The sequence below is a fragment of the Streptomyces sp. enrichment culture genome (genome assembly GCF_964273145.1).
Lineage (GTDB): Bacteria > Actinomycetota > Actinomycetes > Streptomycetales > Streptomycetaceae > Streptomyces.
This window is the reverse complement of record NZ_OZ186873.1, coordinates 2,355,598-2,375,453: the sequence shown is the minus strand read 5'-3', so window position 1 is coordinate 2,375,453 and position 19,856 is coordinate 2,355,598. Positions and strand designations below refer to the sequence as shown.

Here is a 19,856-nt window from a genome sequence, read left to right as displayed (position 1 = left end):
GAGCCGTTGACAGGCTCGTGCGGCACCTGAGCGTGGATGACCGGAGCGGGACGAGAGCCATGGACGACGAACAGCAGCGACCCGACCACGGCCCCCTGGCCGGCTTCACGGTGGGGGTGACCGCCGCCCGCCGGGCCGACGAGCTGGGGGCCCTCCTCCGGCGGCGCGGAGCCGTCGTCCTGCACGCCCCCGCCCTGCGGATCGTGCCGCTCGCCGACGACGGCGAACTGCTCGCGGCGACCAGGCAGCTCATCGACCGGGCGCCGGACGTGGTCGTGGCCACCACCGCGATCGGGTTCCGGGGATGGGTGGAGGCCGCCGACGGATGGGGGCTGGGCGAGGCCCTGCTGGAGCGGCTGCGGACGGTGGAGCTGCTGGCCCGCGGGCCCAAGGTCAAGGGCGCGGTGCGCGCCGCCGGGCTGACCGAGGAGTGGTCGCCGTCGTCGGAGTCCATGGCCGAGGTGCTGGACCGGCTGCTGGAGGAGGGCGTCGACGGCCGCCGCATCGCCGTCCAGCTGCACGGCGAACCGCTGCCCGGGTTCGTGGAGGCGCTGCGGGAGGGCGGCGCCGAGGTCGTCGGGGTGCCCGTCTACCGGTGGCTGCCGCCGGAGGACCTCGGCCCCGTCGACCGGCTGCTGGACGCCGCCGTCTCCCGCGGCCTGGACGCCCTCACCTTCACCAGCGCGCCCGCCGCCGCCTCCCTGCTGAACCGGGCCGAGGAGCGCGGCCTGCTGCCCGAACTGCTCACCGCCCTCGGCCACGACGTGCTGCCGGCCTGCGTCGGCCCGGTCACCGCGGTGCCGCTCCAGGCGCGCGGCGTGGACACCGTCCAGCCCGAGCGCTTCCGCCTCGGCCCCCTCGTGCAGCTGCTGTGCCGAGAACTGCCCTCCCGCGCCAGGACGTTGCCGGTCGCCGGGCACCGGGTGGAGATCCGCGGGCACGCCGTGCTGGTCGACGGCGAGCTCAGGCCCGTGCCGCCCGCCGGGATGGCGCTGCTGCGGACCCTGTCCCGGCGGCCCGGCTGGGTCGTCCCCCGCGCGGAGCTGCTGCGCGCGCTGCCGGGCGCCGGGCGCGACGAGCACGCGGTGGAGACGGCGATGGCCCGGCTGCGCACCGCCCTCGGCGCGCCGAAACTGATCCAGACCGTCGTCAAACGCGGCTACCGCCTCGCGCTGGACCCGGCCGCCGACGCCAAGTACGCCGACGCCTGAGCGAGGGGCGCCGCCCCCGCACCCGCCGGGACCGGCCCCGCGAGGCCGTGGCCCGCGCCGGGAAGCGGCCGGCCGAGGGGGACGCGTAGCCTCCACCGGCTCCCTTCGCGTACGGTTGACGGCTGCCCAGCACGTCAGAAGGGGGCCCGGTGGCCGCACAGGCACAACAGGAATCCGCGGTCGACTCGGTACCGGACGGCCACGACTCCGTCCGCGAACGGGAGATCCGCGTCGAACAGGAACACCTGGACCGGGTGTACCACCGCCTCGAGGAGAAGATCCACGAAGCCGAGTTCCTGATGGACGACGCGGCCCGGCTCGGCCAGGTCGGCACGCCCGGCGCGCTCGCCGAGCGCGACGCCCAGGTCTTCCGCGCGGGCGTCCACCTCAACCGCCTCCACAGCGAGTACGAGGACTTCCTCTTCGGCCGGATCGACCTGCTGCTCGGCAAGGACGGCAAGAAGGGCCCCGACGGGGCGTACACCGCCGTGGAGCCGGCCGAGGGCGCCCTGCGCGAGGACGGCACGGCCGACATCGCCGAGACCCTCCACATCGGCCGCATGGGCGTCCTGGACGAGGACTACGCCCCGCTGGTCATCGACTGGCGGGCCCCCGCCGCCGCCCCCTTCTACCGCTCCACCCCGGTCGACCCCGGCCGGGTGGTGCGCCGCCGCGTCATCCGCTCCAAGGGGCGGCGCGTCCTCGGCGTCGAGGACGACCTGATGCGCCCCGAGCTGAAGGCGTACCTCGACGGCCGGGAACTGGCCGTCATCGGCGACGGCGCGCTGATGGCCGCCCTCGGCCGGTCCCGCGGCCACACCATGCGGGACATCGTCGCCTCCATCCAGGCCGAGCAGGACCTGGTCATCCGCGCCCCCGCCGCCTCCGTGACGTACGTCGAGGGCGGTCCGGGCACGGGGAAGACGGCCGTGGCGCTGCACCGCGCGGCCTACCTGCTCTACCAGGACCGCCGCCGCTACGCCGGCGGCATCCTGATCGTCTCCCCGACCCCGCTGCTGGTGGCGTACACCGAGGGCGTGCTGCCCTCCCTGGGCGAGGAGGGCCAGGTCGCCGTCCGCGCGCTGGGCTCCCTGGTCGACGGGGCGCAGGCCACGCTGTACGACTCCCCGGCCGTCGCCCGCGCCAAGGGCTCCTCCCGCATGCTGAAGGTGCTGCGCAAGGCCGCGCGCGGAGCCCTGGAGCTGAACGATCCGCCCGAGCGGCTGCGCGTCGTCGCCTTCGGCCGGCGGATCGAACTGGAGGCCGAGGAGCTGGCGGAGATCCGCCGCACCGCCCTCGGCGGCACCGCCCCGGTGAACCTGCTGCGCCCCCGCGCCCGCAAGCTGCTGCTGGACGCCCTGTGGGCCAAGTCCGGCGCCGCCGGCCGCCACACCGACCCCGAGCTCGCCGCCGAGCTGCGCTCCTCCTTCGACGAGGACGTCACCGGCGAGGACTCCTTCCTCGCGTTCCTCGGCGCCTGGTGGCCGGAGCTGACCCCGCGGGACGTGCTGGCGGCCATGGCGGACGACAAGCGGCTGGGCCGCTGGTCCCGGCGGGTGCTCAACCCGGGCGAGGCCCGCAGGGTCGCCCGCTCGCTCCAGCGGGACGGGTACTCCGTGCACGACATCGCGCTGCTGGACGAGCTCCAGGCGATCCTCGGGGCCCCCGCCCGCCCCCGCCGCAAGCGCGAGATCGACCCGCTCGACCAGCTCACCGGTCTGCAGGAGCTGATGCCGGTGCGCGAGGAGACCCAGCGGGAGCGGGCCGAGCGCCTGGCGCAGGAGCGCACCGAGTACGCCCACGTCATCGTCGACGAGGCCCAGGACCTCACGCCGATGCAGTGGCGGATGGTGGGCCGGCGCGGCCGGCACGCCACGTGGACGATCGTCGGCGATCCGGCCCAGTCCTCCTGGTCCGACCCCGACGAGGCCGCCGCCGCCCGCGACGAGGCGCTCGGCAGCCGCCCCCGCCGCCGCTTCCGCCTCACCGTGAACTACCGCAACCCCGCGGAGATCGCCGATCTGGCCTCCCGGGTGCTCGCCCTCGCCATGCCCGGCTCCGAACCGCCGACCGCGGTGCGCTCCACCGGCGTGGAGCCCCGCTTCACGGTCGTGGACGACTCCCGCGGCTCCCTGGCGTCCACCGTCCGCGAGGAGGCCGCGCGGCTGCTGGAGCGCGTCGACGGCACCGTCGGCGTCGTCGTCGCCATGCAGCGCCGCGAGGAGGCCCGGCGCTGGCTGGCCGGGCTCGGCGACCGGGTGGTGGCGCTGGGCAGTCTGGAGGCCAAGGGCCTGGAGTACGACGCGACGCTCGTCGTCTCCCCGGCCGAGATCGCCGACGAGTCGCCCGCCGGCCTGCGGGTGCTGTACGTCGCGCTGACCCGCGCCACGCAGCAGCTGACGATCGTCTCGGGGCAGCGGGACGAACCGGACGCGTCCGGGGTGCCGGACCTGCTCAGGGACTGAATCCGGGGCGGGCCCGCCGACCGGGAGGGCGGTCCCGCGCGGGCGGGGGACACGATTCGGTCCGGGCGGGAATGGGACACCGGATCGGTTTGTTAGCCTGGATGTGACACCGGCCCGATCCAAGCCCCCGGGCCCAACCTTAGTCGCTACGAGCGACCACTTGCCGCGAGGCGAGCATGGCGGGTCGGTGTCACCACACTTGTCACGCTCAGGAAGCACCGAAGAGACCCACGTCACCCCGTGTGACGTGGGTCTCTTTCTTTGCCCAGCTGTATCTCGTATGGTGGAAGTCAATTTCCGAAACGGTGTCTTCGGCCGAACGGCACGCGAACAATACGTTCGCAATCCGGGGTGGCTACCGCGTACTGCGCGGTAGGTGCGACGATCGGACGGCACAACTTCGCGACACGGTGAAAGCAGAGGAAGTCGGCCATGGCAACGGCGCCCAGCGTCTCCTACTCGATGACCATCCGGCTGGAGGTGCCCGCGAGCGGAACCGCCGTCTCGCAGCTCACCACCGCCGTGGAGTCCTCCGGAGGCTCGGTGACCGGCCTCGACGTCACCGCGTCCGGTCACGAGAAGCTCCGCATCGACGTCACGATCGCGGCCACCTCCACCGCGCACGCCGACGAGATCGTGGAGAAGCTCCGCGGCATCGAGGGCGTCACGCTGGGCAAGGTCTCCGACCGTACGTTCCTGATGCACCTCGGCGGCAAGATCGAGATGGCGTCGAAGCACCCCATCCGCAACCGTGACGACCTGTCCATGGTCTACACGCCGGGTGTGGCCCGCGTCTGCATGGCGATCGCGGAGAACCCCGAGGACGCCCGCCGCCTGACCATCAAGCGCAATTCCGTCGCGGTCGTCACGGACGGCTCCGCGGTGCTGGGCCTGGGCAACATCGGCCCGAAGGCCGCCCTGCCGGTCATGGAGGGCAAGGCGGCCCTGTTCAAGCGGTTCGCCGGCATCGACGCCTGGCCGATCTGCCTGGACACCCAGGACACCGACGCGATCGTCGAGATCGTCAAGGCGATCGCCCCGGGCTTCGCCGGCATCAACCTGGAGGACATCTCCGCGCCCCGCTGCTTCGAGATCGAGGCCCGGCTGCGCGAGGCCCTCGACATCCCCGTCTTCCACGACGACCAGCACGGCACCGCGATCGTCGTCCTCGCCGCCCTGACCAACGCCCTGCGCGTCGTCGACAAGTCGATCGAGAGCGTCCGGGTCGTCATGTCCGGCGCCGGCGCCGCCGGCACGGCCATCCTGAAGCTGCTGCTCGCCGCGGGCGTGAAGAACGCCGTCGTCGCCGACATCCACGGCGTGGTGCACGCCGACCGCCAGGACCTCGTGGACGCCGCCCCCGAGTCGGCGTTGCGCTGGATCGCCGACAACACCAACCCCGAGGGCCTGACGGGCACGCTGAAGGAGGCCGTGCGCGGCGCCGACGTGTTCATCGGCGTCTCGGCCCCCAACGTCCTGGACGGCGACGACGTGGCCGCGATGGCCGACGACGCCGTGGTCTTCGCGCTCGCGAACCCCGACCCCGAGGTCGACCCGGCGATCGCCCGCCAGACCGCGGCGGTCGTCGCCACCGGCCGCTCCGACTTCCCCAACCAGATCAACAACGTGCTGGTGTTCCCGGGCGTCTTCCGCGGCCTGCTGGACGCCCAGTCCCGCACGGTCAACACCGAGATGATGCTGGCCGCCGCGAAGGCGCTGGCGGGCGTGGTGTCCGAGGACGAGCTGAACCCGAACTACATCGTCCCCAGCGTGTTCAACGACAAGGTCGCGGGTGCCGTGGCCGGCGCGGTGCGGGAGGCGGCGAAGGCCGTGGGAGCGACGGCCTCGTAAGATCGAGGGGCGAGGGCCGGCACCGTGGCCGCCCGGTGCTGTGAGCATCGCCACGGCCGGCCCGCCCTACCGGCGCGTCACGGAACCTCGGGCTCCGGGACGCCTCTAGGGTGTCGGCCAGGCTCCGCCCGCTCTTCGTGTGACTCCCAAGAGTGTTCTCACGACTCCTGCGGGTGCCGGATTGGCTTTCCCGCCGCAGGTAGAGGCAGGATGCCACCCTGGGCGCGAGGGTCTGACGACGGACCCGGGTCCGGGGACTCACCGGGGACCCTGGCAGCATCGGCTTCGCCGTGCCCGACATGCGGCCAAGCCGCGTGGCACGCCTCAACGGCAAGAAACATACGGGAGTAACAACATGAACCGCAGTGAGCTGGTGGCCGCGCTGGCCGACCGCGCCGAGGTGACCCGCAAGGACGCCGACGCGGTGCTGGCCGCGTTCGCCGACATCGTCGGCGACATCGTCGCCAAGGGCGACGAGAAGGTCACCATTCCCGGCTTCCTCACCTTCGAGCGCACCCACCGTGCCGCTCGCACCGCTCGCAACCCGCAGACCGGTGAGCCGATCCAGATCCCGGCCGGCTACAGCGTGAAGGTCTCCGCGGGCTCCAAGCTCAAGGAAGCCGCCAAGGGCAAGTGACCCCGGCGTCCGTACGCCGTGAGCGGCGTACGGACCCCATGGACGCCGACGGGGCGGCCACCCCTCCAAGGGTGGCCGCCCCGTCGCCGTACGGCCCTCCACGGCCTTTGGGCGGCACCTGCGCGGTCCTGGCCGGTCCTCGTGTCGGTGGTGTCCCCGCACGAGGACCGGCCCGCGGGGCCGGGACGCGTCAGCCGAGCGCCTTGCCGGGCAGTTCGACCTTCGCCCCCAGCTCCACCAGCTTCTCCATGAAGTTCTCGTAGCCGCGGTTGATGAGTTCGATGCCGTGCACGCGGGACGTGCCCTGGGCGGCGAGGGCGGCGATGAGGTAGGAGAAGCCGCCGCGCAGGTCGGGGATGACCAGGTCGGCGCCCTCCAGCTTGGTCGGGCCCGACACGACGGCGGAGTGCAGGAAGTTGCGCTGGCCGAAGCGGCAGTGGGAGCCGCCCAGGCACTCGCGGTAGAGCTGGATGTGGGCGCCCATCTGGTTCAGCGCGGAGGTGAAGCCGAGGCGGGACTCGTAGACCGTCTCGTGGATGATCGACAGCCCCGTGGCCTGCGTGAGCGCCACCACCAGCGGCTGCTGCCAGTCGGTCTGGAAGCCGGGGTGCACGTCCGTCTCCAGCGCGATGGACTTCAGCTGCCCGCCCGGGTGCCAGAAGCGGATGCCCTCGTCGTCGATCTCGAAGGCGCCGCCCACCTTCCGGTAGGTGTTCAGGAACGTCATCATCGAGCGCTGCTGGGCGCCGCGGACGTAGATGTCGCCCTCGGTCGCCAGCGCCGCGGACGCCCAGGAGGCGGCCTCCAGGCGGTCCGGCAGGGCGCGGTGGGTGTAGCCGCCGAGCGTGTCCACACCGGTGATGCGGATGGTGCGGTCGGTGTCCATCGCGATGATCGCGCCCATTTTCTGCAGGACGCAGATCAGGTCCTCGATCTCCGGCTCGACGGCCGCGTTGGACAGCTCCGTGACGCCCTCGGCGAGCACGGCCGTCAGCAGCACCTGCTCGGTGGCGCCGACGGACGGGTACGGCAGCCGGATCTTGGTGCCGCGCAGCCGCTGCGGGGCCTCCAGGTACTGCCCGTCCGCCCGCTTCTCGATCTTCGCGCCGAACTGCCGCAGCACGTCGAAGTGGAAGTCGATGGGCCGGCCGCCGATGTCGCAGCCGCCCAGGCCGGGGATGAACGCGTGCCCGAGGCGGTGCAGCAGCGGGCCGCAGAAGAGGATCGGGATGCGGCTCGACCCCGCGTGGGCGTCGATGTCGGCGACGTTGGCGCTCTCCACGCGGGTCGGGTCGAGCACCAGCTCGCCCGGCTCCTCGCCCGGACGGACCGTCACCCCGTGCAGCTGGAGCAGTCCGCGGACGACCCGCACGTCACGGATGTCCGGGACGTTGCGCAGTCTGCTCGGCGCACTGCCCAGCAGGGCGGCGACCATGGCCTTGGGCACGAGGTTCTTCGCACCGCGGACCCGGATCTCGCCCTCCAGCGGGGTTCCGCCGTGGACAAGCAGTACGTCATCAGAGCCGTTGACGGTCATGAATCTCGCGTTCCGTGGAGTGGGGCAGGGGCACAGGAGGGAAAGGGTAATCGCCTTCGGCGCCCCTTCCGTAAGCCCGCGGACCGGCGGGGAGCGGCGCGGCCACCCCTATGCACGGAAAGCTTCCGAGCAATCACGAAGGGTGACAGTGGCGGGCGTGCGGGCGGGGGTGCGCCGACATGCCGTGAGCTGCCCTCACTCCGCTGCCCCCGATCGCCTCCCCACGGAGGGGAAAGATGCGGGATCATGTCTGGCATGACCGAGGTGTCCTCGCTCACAGGGCGGCTGCTCGTGGCCACCCCCGCCCTGGCGGACCCGAACTTCGACCGTGCTGTGGTGCTCCTTCTCGACCACGACGAGGAGGGCTCCCTCGGTGTCGTCCTCAACCGCCCGACACCGGTCGGCGTGGGCGACATCCTGGAGGGCTGGGCGGACCTCGCCGGTGAACCCGGCGTCGTCTTCCAGGGCGGCCCGGTCTCCCTCGACTCGGCCCTCGGCGTGGCCGTCGTCCCCGGCGGGGACAGCGGCGGGGACGCCCCGCTGGGCTGGCGCCGGGTGTACGGCGCGATCGGCCTGGTGGACCTGGAGGCCCCGCCGGAGCTGCTGGCCTCCGTCGTGGGCTCGCTGCGGATCTTCGCCGGGTACGCGGGCTGGGGCCCCGGCCAGCTGGAGGACGAGTTGGTGGAGGGCGCCTGGTACGTCGTGGAGTCCGAGCCCGGCGACGTCTCCTCCCCGGCGCCCGAGCGGCTGTGGCGCGAGGTCCTGCGCCGCCAGCGCAACGAGCTGGCGATGGTGGCGACGTACCCGGACGACCCGTCGCTCAACTGATCCGTGTGATCTTCAGTACCCTGGCATGCATGAGCACTCTCGAGCCCGAGCGCGGGACTGGTACGGGGACCCTCGTAGAGCCGACGCCGCAGACCTCGCACGGTGACGGCGACCACGAGCGCTTCGCCCACTACGTCCAGAAGGACAAGATCATGGCGAGCGCCCTCGACGGCACCCCCGTCGTGGCGCTGTGCGGCAAGGTCTGGGTACCGGGCCGCGACCCGAAGAAGTACCCCGTGTGCCCCATGTGCAAGGAGATCTACGAGTCCATGGGCGCCGGCGGGGACGAGGGCAAGGGCGGCGACAAGAAGTAGCGGCCCCTCCCGCCCGAGGCCGGTGAGGCCCCCGAGCGCGCCGACGCGCCCGGGGGCCTTCGTGCTGTCCGGCGGAGCCCCGCGGGGCCGTCCGGGACGTGCGCGCAGGGCATCGGGGACACCGAGTGGTGGAGACCTCTTGTCGTCATGTTCATGATGTCCCTACCCTCCGGAGTGTTGTGCAGAGCAAAACATTCATTGCGCATGCTGCAACGCTCGGAGGACCGCTCATGAAACTCCCCGCAAAACGTCCCGCCAGGCGCCCCGCGCGCCGCCTCACCCGTCCGGCCGTGCTGCTCGCCGCCGCCGTCCTGACCGCCGCCGCCTGCGCCCCCCGGGCGTCCGGCGACTCCGCCCCCGGCGGGGACGAGAGGACCGGCACCCTGCGCCTCTGGCTCTTCCGGGAGGTCGACAACCGGCCCAAGGAACGCGTCGTCGACGCGGTCCTGGCCGACTTCGAGAAGGCCCACGAGGGCACCGACGTCACCGTCGAGTACATCCCCGTCGAGACCCGCGCCCAGCGCGTCAAGGCCGCCTTCAACGACCCCGCGAGCGCCCCCGACGTCATCGAGTACGGCAACACCGACACCGCCGGCTACGTCGCGGACGGCGGTCTGGCGGACGTCACCGAGGAGTTCGGCGCCTGGGCCGAGGCCCGGGACACCGACCCCACCGCCCGGCGGTCGGTCACGGTCGACGGCAGGGTCTACGGAGCCCCCTACTTCGTCGGCGTCCGGGCCCTGTACTACCGGACGGACATCTTCCGGGAATTGGGCCTGGAGGTGCCGGAGACGATGGGGGAGCTGGCGTCCGCGGCGAGGGCGATCCGGGCGGCCGAGCCCGGCCTGTACGGCCTCGTGGTCGGCGGCGCCTACACCTACGGGGCGCTGCCGTTCCTGTGGGCCCACGGCGGCGAACTCGCCACCGGCGAGGACGGGTCGTACGCCTCCGCCCTCGACAGCCCTGCCGCCCGCAAGGGCATCGAGGCGTACACGTCCCTCTTCGGCGACGACAACTGCCCCGCCGCCAAGTGCGCGGGCATGGGCGGCAACGACACCGTCACCGCGTTCGCTTCGGGGAAGGCGGGCATGGCGATCGGCGGTGACTTCAATCACCAGGCCATGGAGGCCGGGAAGGTGAAGGGCAAGTACGCCGTCGTACCGCTGCCGGGCGTCGAACCGGGTTCCATCGCCCCGGCGTTCGCAGGCGGGAACAACATCGGTGTACTGAGGAGCACCTCGCACCGTACCCTCGCCGTCGACCTGATGAAGCGGCTGGCGTCGAAGAGGGCGCAGGGCGCGCTGTTCGACGCGATGGGCTTCCTGCCGACCTTCACCGACGTACGGCAACAGGCCGCCGCGAAAAAGCCGTTCGTGCGGCCGTTCGTCGAGACCCTCGCCGCGGGCACCAGGTCCGTGCCGGCCTCGCCCGCCTGGGCGCGGATCGACTCCTCGCTGGTGCTGCCGACCATGTTCCAGGAGATCGTCAGCGGCAGGAAGGACGTGGCGGCGGCCTCCGGGGACGCGGCGAGGAAGATGGACGACGCGTTCGGCTCCGCGGGATGAGGGGGGTGACCGCGGGGGCGGAGCGCGCGGCGCGCCGGCGGGAGCGGGCGCCGGGCGGCCGGCCGCGCCGTTCCCCGCACCCCCGGGGACGCTCGGCCACCGCCTGGCTGTACCTCGCCCCCGCTCTCGTCGTCCTCGGCGCGCTCCTCGTCTACCCCATCTGCCAACTCGGCCTGATCTCGCTCCTGGAGTACACCCAGGCCCAGGTCAGCGGGGGCGAGCCGGTCACCTTCCAGGGCCTGGGCAACTACGCCGAACTCGCCCGCGACGACCAGTTCCGGCAGGTGCTGCTGGCGACCGTCCTGTTCGCGGCGGCCTGCGTGGTCTCCACGCTGGCGGTCGGCTGCGCGCTCGCGGTGCTGCTCACGCACGTGCGGGCGCTGCCGCGGCTCGCGCTGATGCTGGCCGCGCTGGGCGCTTGGGCCACCCCGGCGATCACCGGCTCGACGGTCTGGCTGTTCCTGTTCGACCCGGACTTCGGCCCCGTCAACCGGGTCCTCGGCCTCGGCGACCACTCCTGGACCTACGGGCGCCTGAGCGCCTTCCTCCTCGTCCTGCTCGAAGTGGTCTGGTGCTCCTTCCCGTTCGTCATGGTCACCGTCTACGCCGGCATCCGCGCCGTACCGTCCGAGGTGCTGGAGGCCGCCGCCCTGGACGGCGCCTCGCAGTGGCGGACCTGGAGGTCCGTCCTCGCGCCGATGCTGCGGCCCGTCCTGGCGGTCGTCACCATCCAGTCGGTCATCTGGGACTTCAAGGTCTTCACGCAGATCTACGTCATGACGGGCGGCGGCGGCATCGCGGGCCAGAACCTCGTGCTGAACGTCTACGCCTACCAGAAGGCGTTCGCCTCCTCGCAGTACGGCCTCGGCTCGGCGATCGGCGTCGTGATGCTGCTGCTCCTGCTCGCCGTGACGCTGGTGTACCTGCGGCTGCTGCGCCGCCGGGGGGAGGAACTGTGAACCTCCCGCGCGTGCGCCGTCCGTGGCGGGCGGCCGCCGAGGCCTCGGCCCTGCTGATCGCGGCCGCCGTCGCCTTCCCCCTGTACTGGATGGTGCTGAGCGCCTTCAGACCGGCCGGCGAGATCGAGTCGGACCGGCCGCGGCCGTGGACCCTGTCGCCCACCCTGGACTCCTTCCGGCGGGTTCTCGGGCAGCAGGAATTCGGCCGTTACTTCCTCAACAGCCTCCTCGTCGCGGGCAGTGTCGTGATCGCTTCGGCGCTCATCGCGTTCCTCGCCGCGACGGCCGTGGCACGATTCCGCTTCCGTTTCCGGACCACCTTGCTGATCATGTTTCTGATCGCCCAGACGGTGCCGGTCGAAGCCCTCGCGATCCCGTTGTTCTTCCTCATGCGGGACGCCGGCCGGCTGAACACGCTGGGGTCGCTGATCCTGCCCCACATCGCCTTCTCGCTGCCTTTCGCGATCTGGATGCTGCGGGGTTTCGTGAAGGCCGTTCCCGAGGCCCTGGAGGAGGCCGCGTACATCGACGGGGCGAGCCGGGCGTGCTTTCTGTGGCGGATCCTCTTCCCGCTGGTCCTCCCGGGACTGGTCGCCACCAGCGTGTTCTCCTTCATCTCGGCCTGGAACGACTTCCTGTTCGCCAAGTCCTTCATCATCAGCGACACCTCCCGGTCGACCCTGCCGATGGCGCTGCTGGTGTTCTACGAGCCGGACGACCCGGACTGGGGCGGGGTGATGGCGGCGTCCACCGTGATGACGGTCCCGGTACTGGTGTTCTTCGTGCTCGTGCAACGACGACTCGTCTCCGGCCTCGGCGGAGCGGTGAAGGACTAGTGCCCCTCGTTCGGATCATGCCGGGCTCGCGGGGCCTGGTTCCGTGCCCCGCTCCCTGATCCGACCTGATCCAAACGAAAGACCCTGTGCCCCGGCACCCACGGATCGAGGTGTGACATGACTTCCCCCACCGAACTGGTCCCGGCGCCCCGCGCCGTCGAGAAACGACCCGGTGAGCAGGGGTTCCTGCTGACCGAGGACACCACCGTGCACGCCGCGCCCGGCACCGGCACCACCGAGCGGTGGCTGCGGGCCGTCCTGGGCCCCGCCCTGGGCCTGCCGCTGCGCCCCGCGCCGTACGGCGCCCGCGACACGCACGGCGGCCGCGACCCGCGCGGTGCCCACGGCACCCTGCGGCTGCGCATCGACGCCGCCCTCGCCCCCGAGGAGTACCGGCTCACCGTCGGCGGGTCCGGCGCCGACATCGCGGGGGGCAGCGCGGCCGGCGTCTTCTGGGGCGCCCAGACCCTGCGCCAGCTCCTCGGGCCGGACGCCTTCCGGAGGGCCCCCGTACGGCCCGGCGCGCGGTACGCGATCGAGCCCCAGGTCATCGAGGACCGCCCCCGTTTCCGTTGGCGCGGCCTCATGCTCGACGTCGCCCGCCACTTCCTGCCCAAGGACGGCGTGCTGCGCTGTCTCGACCTGATGGCCGCGCACAAACTCAACGTCTTCCACTTCCACCTGACGGACGACCAGGGATGGCGCATCGAGATCGAGCGGTACCCGAAGCTGGTCGAGATCGGCTCCTGGCGGGCCCGCACGAAATTCGGCCACCGCGCCTCGCCGCTGTGGGAGGAGAAACCGCACGGCGGCCACTACACCCGGGACGACATCCGGGAGATCGTCGCCTACGCCGCCGAACGGCACATCACCGTCGTCCCGGAAATCGACGTGCCCGGGCACTCGCAGGCCGCCATCGCCGCGTACCCGGAACTCGGCAACACCGACGTCGTCGACACCGCCGCCCTCACCGTCTGGGACACCTGGGGCGTCAGCCCGAACGTCCTCGCCCCCACCGACCGCACCCTGCGCTTCTACGAGGGGGTCTTCGAGGAAGTGCTCGAGCTGTTCCCGTCGGAGTTCGTCCACGTCGGCGGCGACGAGTGCCCCAAGGACCAGTGGCGGCGCTCGCCCGCCGCACAGGCCCGGATCAGGGAACTCGGACTCGCGGACGAGGACGGGCTCCAGGCGTGGTTCATCGGGCACTTCGACGCCTGGCTGGCCGCGCGCGGGCGCCGGCTCATCGGCTGGGACGAGATCCTGGAGGGCGGACTGGCCCCCGGCGCGGCCGTGTCGTCGTGGCGCGGCTACGGCGGCGCGATCGTCGCCGCGCGGGCCGGGCACGACGTCGTCGTCTGCCCCGAGCAGCAGGTCTACCTGGACCACCGGCAGGACGCGGGCCCCGACGAGCCCGTGCCGATCGGGTACGTGCGCACCCTGGAGGACGTCTACCGGTTCGAGCCCGTCCCGCCGCAGCTCACCGAGCGCGAGGCCCGCCACGTCCTGGGCACCCAGGCCAACGTGTGGACGGAGGCGATGGAGGACCAGCGGCGGGTGGACTACCAGGTGTTCCCCAGGCTCGCCGCCTTCGCCGAGGTCGCCTGGAGCGACCTGCCGGCCCCGCGGCGGCGCGACTTCGCCGGTTTCGAACGGCGGATGGCCGCCCACTACCGGCGGCTCGACGCCCTCGGGGTCGCCTACCGGCCACCCACGGGCCCGCGGCCGTGGCAGCGCCGCCCCGGCGTACCGGGCCGTCCGATCGACGGACCGCCACCGGAGAAGTGAGACGGAGGAGGGCAAAGGAAGAAAAGCCTCAGACAACGTCAAAAAAGTCCCGGTTGTGTGCACGGCCGATCCAGGTTGATGCCGTGCGGAAGCGGACCGTCTCCCCGACCGGGCGGATGAACGCCTCCTGGCGGACCCCCGCGTTCGGGTCCTGCGAAGATGTGCCAGAGTTGCCACGTCCGCCCTGTCGGCACGTACCGTACGGCAACACAGGTGGGACCAGGTGGGACCGCGGGAAGGGGCAGCCGGTTTGACCACGCACGCACCGCAGGCGGCGCAGGCCGTCACGCTGCCCACGACACTGGACGAGGCGGTGGCGGCCCTCACCGCCGTGCCCGCCGCCGTGCCGGTCGCGGGTGGCACCGACCTCATGACCGCCGTCAACTCCGGACAGCTCAGGCCCACCGCCCTGGTCGGCCTCGGCCGCATCAGCGAGATCCGCGGCTGGCAGTACCAGGACGGCCACGCGCTGCTCGGCGCCGGACTCACCCACGCGCGCATGGGCCGCCCCGACTTCGCCGCCCTGATCCCGGCGCTCGCCGCCGCCGCGCGCGCCGCCGGCCCGCCCCACATCCGCAACGCGGGCACCCTGGGCGGCAACATCGCCTCGGCCTCCCCGACGGGTGACGCGCTGCCCGTCCTGGCCGCCCTGGAGGCGACGCTGATCATCGCGGGCCCGGGCGGAGCCCGCCGGGAGATCCCGGTGTCGCACCTGCTGGCCGGTGTGGAGATGCTCCGCGCGGGCGAACTCATCGGCTACGTGCGCGTGCCGCTCCTGCACGCCCCGCAGGTCTTCCTGAAGGCCACCGGCCGCACCGGCCCCGGCCGCGCCGTGGCCTCGGTGGCGCTGGTCCTCGACCCCGCGCGACGCGGAGTGCGGTGCGCCGTCGGCGCCATAGCGCCCATGCCGCTGCGCCCCCTGGACGCCGAGCACTGGGTCGCCCAGCTCATCGACTGGGACAACGACCGCGCGCTCGTACCGGACGCCCTGCACGCCTTCGGCGAGTACGTGGCCGCGGCCTGCGTCCCCGATCCGGCCCCGGCCGAGGACGGCTCCGTCCCGCAGCTTCCGCCCGCCGTACTGCACCTGCGGCGCACCGTCGCCGCGCTGGCCCGACGAGCACTGGGGAGGGCGCTGTCGTGACCGACGACCAGCACGGAGAGGGCATGTCCCAGGGCGGCGGACGCTGGGACCCGCTGCCCCAGGGCGACTACGACGACGGCGCGACCGCCTTCGTGCAGCTCCCCGAGGGGGGCGTCGACGCGTTCCTGGCCGCCACCGACAGCCCGCTCGCCGCGCCCGGCCACGGCTACGTACCGCCGCAGATAACGGTCACGCAGGCCGCGACCGCGGGCGCCGACCCGGCGGCCGCGGGCCCCTGGGCGACGCCGCCGGCACCGGACGGCGCGGCGCAGTGGCACGCGCCGGGCGTGCCGGATGCCGGGTACGGGCAGCAGGGTCCGGATGCCGGGTACGGGCAGCAGGGTCCGGATGCCGGGTACGGGCAGCAGGGTTCGGACGCCGGGTACGGGCAGCAGGATCTGGACGCCGGGTACGGGCACGGCTCCGACGGCGTGTACCCGCAGGACCCGGAGGGCGGTTACGGGCAGCAGGCTCCGGATGCCGGGTACGGGCACGGCTCCGACGGCGTGTACCCGCAGGACCCGGAGGGCGGTTACGGGCAGCAGGCTCCGGATGCCGGGTACGGGCAGCAGGGTTCGGACGCCGGGTACGGGCAGCAGGATCTGGACGCCGGGTACGGGCACGGCTCCGACGGCGTGTACCCGCAGGACCCGGACGCCGGGTACCGGCAGCACGACCCGTACGGCGTGGCCGGGCGGCACGGTGAGCACGGGGACCCGGACGCCGTGCACCCCTACGCGGCGAACGACCGGTTCACGTACCACCCGGACACCGCGGGCCGGTGGGACTCCGCGGAGGCCGCCGCCGCGGAGTACCCGTCCGGGCCTGTCGCCGTGCCCGCCCCCGGCCACGACGTGACCGGGCAGTGGTCCATCCCCGTGGCCGGGGGAGACCTCCCCGACGAGTCGGGCGAGTTCACCACGTCGTCCCTGGTCGAGCAGTGGGGCGGCACCCCGCCGGCCACGCTCCCCGGTGGCGCGCCCGCGCCCTGGGCGACCCCCGTGGCGGACCGTTCCACCGACCACGGCGAGCGGCATCCCGACGCGCACGCCGTCCCGGAACACGACACGGCCCCGTACGCGCGGCACCCCGCGGAGGCCGCGGAGGCCGCGGAGCCGCCGCAGGCCGTGGAGCCGGAGGCCGCGGTCGCACCGGAAGCCGAACCGCCGTCGCAGTCCTCGCCGGAACCGGCCGAGGAGCCGCCGCCGGCCGCCGCCGAGGAGCCGTCGCCGGCCGGTGCGGAGCCCGAGGGCACCGGGGAACCGGACAGCCCCGCGCAGGCCCCGGCCGCGACTCCGGACACCCCTGACATCCCCGACGACCCCGGCACTCCGCAGGCCCTACCGCTCCCCGACGCCCCCGTCGAGGCCCTCGCCGCCCCCGCGCCGGCCGAGGACGCGGTGCCCGCGCCCGCGCCGGCCGAGGACGTGACGTCCGAGCCCGAGGCGGCCGGGGAGCCCGGGGCCGCGCAGGCGCCCACGCGCTCCGCGGAGGACGAGGCCGACGGGACGGAACCGGCGGACGCGGCGGACGAGGCCGACGGGACGGAACCGGCCGACGCGGCCGACGCGGCAGATGGGACGGAACCGGCGGACGCGGCGGAGGAGACGGACGCGGCGGCGCCGGCGGAGGCGGCGTCCGGGGAGCAGCCCCCGGCCGGTGCGCCCCCCGCGCCCGAGGAGGAACCGGCGGCGGCCCCCGTCGCCCACGACGAGCACCCCCTCGCCTCGTACGTCCTGCGCGTCAACGGCACCGACCGCCCCGTCACCGGCGCGTGGATCGGCGAGTCGCTGCTGTACGTGCTGCGGGAGCGGCTCGGGCTCGCGGGCGCCAAGGACGGCTGCTCGCAGGGCGAGTGCGGCGCCTGCAACGTGCAGGTCGACGGACGCCTGGTCGCCTCCTGCCTGGTCCCGGCCGCGACCGCGGCCGGCAGCGAGGTCCGCACCGTCGAGGGCCTGGCCGCCGACGGGCAGCCGTCGGACGTGCAGCGGGCGCTGGCGCGGTGCGGGGCGGTGCAGTGCGGTTTCTGCGTACCCGGCATGGCGATGACCGTGCACGACCTGCTGGAGGGCAACCCGGCGCCGACCGAGCTGGAGGCCCGGCAGGCGCTGTGCGGCAACCTGTGCCGCTGCTCCGGCTACCGGGGCGTCCTGCGGGCCGTCGAGGAGGTCGTCGCCGAGCGGCGGGCGCACGCCGCCGCCGACACGCCCGGGGCGGACGCCGGGCAGCCGCACGCTCCCCACCAGGCGGGCCCCTCGGTGTTCGATCCCCCGGCCGCCCCCGCGACGCCCGGTCCCCCGGACGCGCCGGGACCGCACGACCAGCCCTACGGCCAGGACGGAGGCCACGCGTGACCGACGAAGCAGCCACCGCGCAGGCCACGGAGGCCGCCCCCGTTCCGGAGGCGATCCCGCACGGCCTCGGCGCCTCCCTGCCGCCCGCCGACGCCCGCGCCAAGACGGAGGGCACCTTCCCGTACGCCTCCGACCTGTGGGCCGAGGGCCTGCTGTGGGCGGCCGTCCTGCGCTCCCCGCACGCGCACGCGCGCATCGTGTCCATCGACACCTCCCACGCGCGCGAGATGCCCGGCGTACGGGCCGTCGTCACCCACGAGGACGTCCCCGGCAGCCCGCTGCACGGCCGCGGCAGGGCCGACCGCCCGGTCTTCGCCTCCGAGGTCGTACGCCACCAGGGCGAGCCCATCGCCGCCGTCGCCGCCGACCACCCCGACACCGCGCGGATGGCCGCCGCGGCCGTCATCGTCGAGTACGAGGTGCTCGACCCGGTGACCGACCCGGAGCAGGCCTTCGAGGCACAGCCGCTGCACCCCGACGGCAACCTGATCCGGCACATCCCGCTGCGGCACGGCGACCCCGAGGCGGTCGGCGAGGTCATCGTGGAGGGCCTGTACCGCATCGGCCGCCAGGACCCGGCGCCCATCGGCGCCGAGGCGGGCCTGGCGGTCCCGCGCCCCGACGGCGGCGTGGAGCTGTACCTGGCCTCCACCGACCCGCACACCGACCGCGACACCGCCGCCGCCTGCTACGGCCTGCCCCCCGAACAGGTGAAGATCGTCGTCACCGGTGTGCCCGGTGCCACGGCCGACCGCGAGGACCAGGGCTTCCAGCTCCCGCTCGGCCTGCTGGCGCTGAAGACCGGATGCCCGGTGAAACTGACCGCCACGCGCGAGGAGTCCTTCCTCGGCCACGCCCACCGCCACCCCACCCTGCTCCGCTACCGCCACCACGCGGACGCCGAGGGCCGGCTGGTGAAGGTCGAGGCGCAGATCCTGCTCGACGCGGGCGCGTACGCCGACACGTCCTCCGACGCGCTGGCCGCCGCCGTGGCGTTCGCCTGCGGCCCGTACGTCGTGCCGAACGCGTTCATCGAGGGCTGGGCCGTGCGCACCAACAACCCGCCCTCCGGCCATGTGCGCGGCGAGGGCGCCATGCAGGTGTGCGCCGCCTACGAGGCGCAGATGGACAAGCTGGCCAAGCGGCTCGGCGTCGACCCGGCGGAGCTGCGCCTGCGCAACGTGCTGGCCACCGGCGACGTGCTGCCGACCGGCCAGACGGTGACCTGCCCGGCCCCGGTGGCCGAACTCCTCCGGGCCGTCCGCGACGTCCCGCTCCCCCCGCTGCCCAAGGACACGCCGGAGGAGGAGTGGCTGCTGCCCGGCGGACCCGAGGGCGCGGGCGAACCGGGCGCGGTGCGCCGGGGCGTGGGCTACGGCCTGGGCATGGTGCACATGCTCGGCGCGGAGGGCGCGGACGAGGTCTCCACGGCGACGGTGAAGGTGCAGGACGGTGTGGCCACCGTGCTGTGCGCCGCCGTCGAGACCGGCCAGGGCTTCACCACGCTGGCCCGGCAGATCGTGCAGGAGACGCTCGGCGTCGACGAGGTGCACGTGGCGCCCGTCGACACCGACCAGCCGCCGGCCGGCGCGGGCTGCCGGGGCCGCCACACCTGGGTGTCGGGCGGCGCGGTGGAGCGCGCGGCCAAGATGGTCCGCACCCAGCTGCTCCAGCCCCTGGCCCACAAGTTCGGCATGTCCACGGAACTCCTGCAGATCACCGACGGCAAGATCACCTCGTACGACGGCGTGCTGTCGACCACCGTCGCCGAGGCGCTGGAGGGCAAGGAGCTGTGGGCGACGGCCCAGTGCCGCCCGCACCCGACCGAGCCGCTCGACGCGTCCGGGCAGGGCGACGCCTTCGTGGGCCTGTCCTTCTGCGCCGTCCGCGCGGTGGTGGACGTCGACATCGAGATCGGCTCGGTACGGGTGGTGGAACTCGCGGTCGCCCAGGACGTGGGCCGGGTGCTGAACCCGGCGCAGCTGGCCGCCCGCATCGAGGCCGGTGTCACCCAGGGCGTGGGCATCGCGCTCACCGAGAACCTCCGCACGCCGCGCGGCCTGGTCCGCCACCCCGACCTGACCGGTTACGCCCTCCCCACGGCCTTGGACGCGCCCGACATCCGGATCGTCAAGCTCGTGGAGGAACGGGACGTGGTCGCCCCCTTCGGGGCGAAGGCGGTCAGCGCGGTCCCGGTGGTGACCGCCCCGGCGGCCGTCGCCTCCGCCGTCCGCGCCGCCACGGGCCGCCCCGTGAACCGGCTGCCGATCCGGCCGCAGGCCGCGGTGGTGACCGGCCGGTGACGCCGGCCCGCGTTGTCAGTGCCGGCGCGTAATGTTTCCGGTGGTGGGGACGACGGGCCCGCCGGGC

At 73.7% G+C, this 19,856-nt stretch carries 14 protein-coding genes; 13 read left to right on the top strand and 1 reads right to left on the bottom strand.

Features of this window, described 5'->3' with window-relative positions:
- Nucleotides 1-59 precede the first annotated feature (59 nt).
- From ACSU6Z_RS10720 to ACSU6Z_RS10705, 4 genes are all read left to right on the top strand, one after another.
- Nucleotides 60-1,211: a uroporphyrinogen-III synthase gene (locus ACSU6Z_RS10720; RefSeq protein ID WP_437044732.1), complete on the top strand. Its 1,152-nt coding sequence runs from the start codon at nucleotides 60-62 to the stop codon at nucleotides 1,209-1,211.
- Between the two features lie 149 nt (nucleotides 1,212-1,360).
- Nucleotides 1,361-3,676, top strand: coding sequence for a HelD family protein (locus ACSU6Z_RS10715; protein WP_437044731.1), 2,316 nt, complete (start codon nucleotides 1,361-1,363; stop codon nucleotides 3,674-3,676).
- Between the two features lie 432 nt (nucleotides 3,677-4,108).
- Complete coding sequence (locus tag ACSU6Z_RS10710) at nucleotides 4,109-5,527, top strand: NAD-dependent malic enzyme (protein ID WP_437044730.1); 1,419 nt, start codon at nucleotides 4,109-4,111, stop codon at nucleotides 5,525-5,527.
- Nucleotides 5,528-5,882: 355 nt separating this feature from the next.
- On the top strand, nucleotides 5,883-6,164 hold the full coding sequence (locus ACSU6Z_RS10705) for an HU family DNA-binding protein (protein WP_437019166.1): 282 nt from the start codon (nucleotides 5,883-5,885) through the stop codon (nucleotides 6,162-6,164).
- A gap of 190 nt (nucleotides 6,165-6,354) precedes the next feature.
- Here the strand turns inward: ACSU6Z_RS10705 and murA are convergent, their stop codons facing one another.
- Entirely contained in the window at nucleotides 6,355-7,701 is a 1,347-nt protein-coding gene (murA, locus tag ACSU6Z_RS10700; RefSeq protein ID WP_437019168.1) for a UDP-N-acetylglucosamine 1-carboxyvinyltransferase, read from the bottom strand.
- A gap of 255 nt (nucleotides 7,702-7,956) precedes the next feature.
- On the opposite strand from murA, the gene ACSU6Z_RS10695 reads away from it, so the two are divergent.
- From ACSU6Z_RS10695 to ACSU6Z_RS10655, 9 genes are all read left to right on the top strand, one after another.
- Nucleotides 7,957-8,529 carry a YqgE/AlgH family protein gene (locus ACSU6Z_RS10695; RefSeq protein WP_437044729.1) on the top strand — a complete coding sequence of 191 codons (573 nt, stop codon included), beginning with the start codon at nucleotides 7,957-7,959 and terminating at the stop codon, nucleotides 8,527-8,529.
- Nucleotides 8,530-8,558: 29 nt separating this feature from the next.
- Nucleotides 8,559-8,843 carry a DUF3039 domain-containing protein gene (locus ACSU6Z_RS10690; protein WP_210925044.1) on the top strand — a complete coding sequence of 95 codons (285 nt, stop codon included), beginning with the start codon at nucleotides 8,559-8,561 and terminating at the stop codon, nucleotides 8,841-8,843.
- 230 nt (nucleotides 8,844-9,073) lie between these two features.
- Nucleotides 9,074-10,408, top strand: coding sequence for an extracellular solute-binding protein (locus ACSU6Z_RS10685; RefSeq protein WP_437044728.1), 1,335 nt, complete (start codon nucleotides 9,074-9,076; stop codon nucleotides 10,406-10,408).
- Nucleotides 10,405-11,367 (top strand): carbohydrate ABC transporter permease, encoded by a 963-nt coding sequence (locus ACSU6Z_RS10680; protein ID WP_437044727.1) that lies wholly within the window; start codon nucleotides 10,405-10,407, stop codon nucleotides 11,365-11,367. The genes ACSU6Z_RS10685 and ACSU6Z_RS10680 overlap by 4 nt, the downstream gene beginning before the upstream one ends.
- The gene (locus tag ACSU6Z_RS10675) at nucleotides 11,364-12,203 is read left to right on the top strand and encodes a carbohydrate ABC transporter permease (RefSeq protein WP_437044726.1); all 840 of its coding nucleotides are present in this window, start codon (nucleotides 11,364-11,366) and stop codon (nucleotides 12,201-12,203) included. The genes ACSU6Z_RS10680 and ACSU6Z_RS10675 overlap by 4 nt, the downstream gene beginning before the upstream one ends.
- A 117-nt stretch (nucleotides 12,204-12,320) precedes the next feature.
- Nucleotides 12,321-13,988: a beta-N-acetylhexosaminidase gene (locus ACSU6Z_RS10670; RefSeq protein WP_437044725.1), complete on the top strand. Its 1,668-nt coding sequence runs from the start codon at nucleotides 12,321-12,323 to the stop codon at nucleotides 13,986-13,988.
- A gap of 250 nt (nucleotides 13,989-14,238) precedes the next feature.
- Nucleotides 14,239-15,132 carry an FAD binding domain-containing protein gene (locus ACSU6Z_RS10665; protein WP_437044724.1) on the top strand — a complete coding sequence of 298 codons (894 nt, stop codon included), beginning with the start codon at nucleotides 14,239-14,241 and terminating at the stop codon, nucleotides 15,130-15,132.
- A complete protein-coding gene (locus tag ACSU6Z_RS10660; RefSeq protein WP_437044723.1) occupies nucleotides 15,129-17,486 on the top strand; it encodes a 2Fe-2S iron-sulfur cluster-binding protein in 2,358 nt (785 codons plus the stop codon). Before ACSU6Z_RS10665 ends, ACSU6Z_RS10660 begins: the two co-directional genes overlap by 4 nt.
- On the top strand, nucleotides 17,483-19,789 hold the full coding sequence (locus ACSU6Z_RS10655; protein ID WP_437044722.1) for a xanthine dehydrogenase family protein molybdopterin-binding subunit: 2,307 nt from the start codon (nucleotides 17,483-17,485) through the stop codon (nucleotides 19,787-19,789). Before ACSU6Z_RS10660 ends, ACSU6Z_RS10655 begins: the two co-directional genes overlap by 4 nt.
- Nucleotides 19,790-19,856 lie beyond the last annotated feature (67 nt).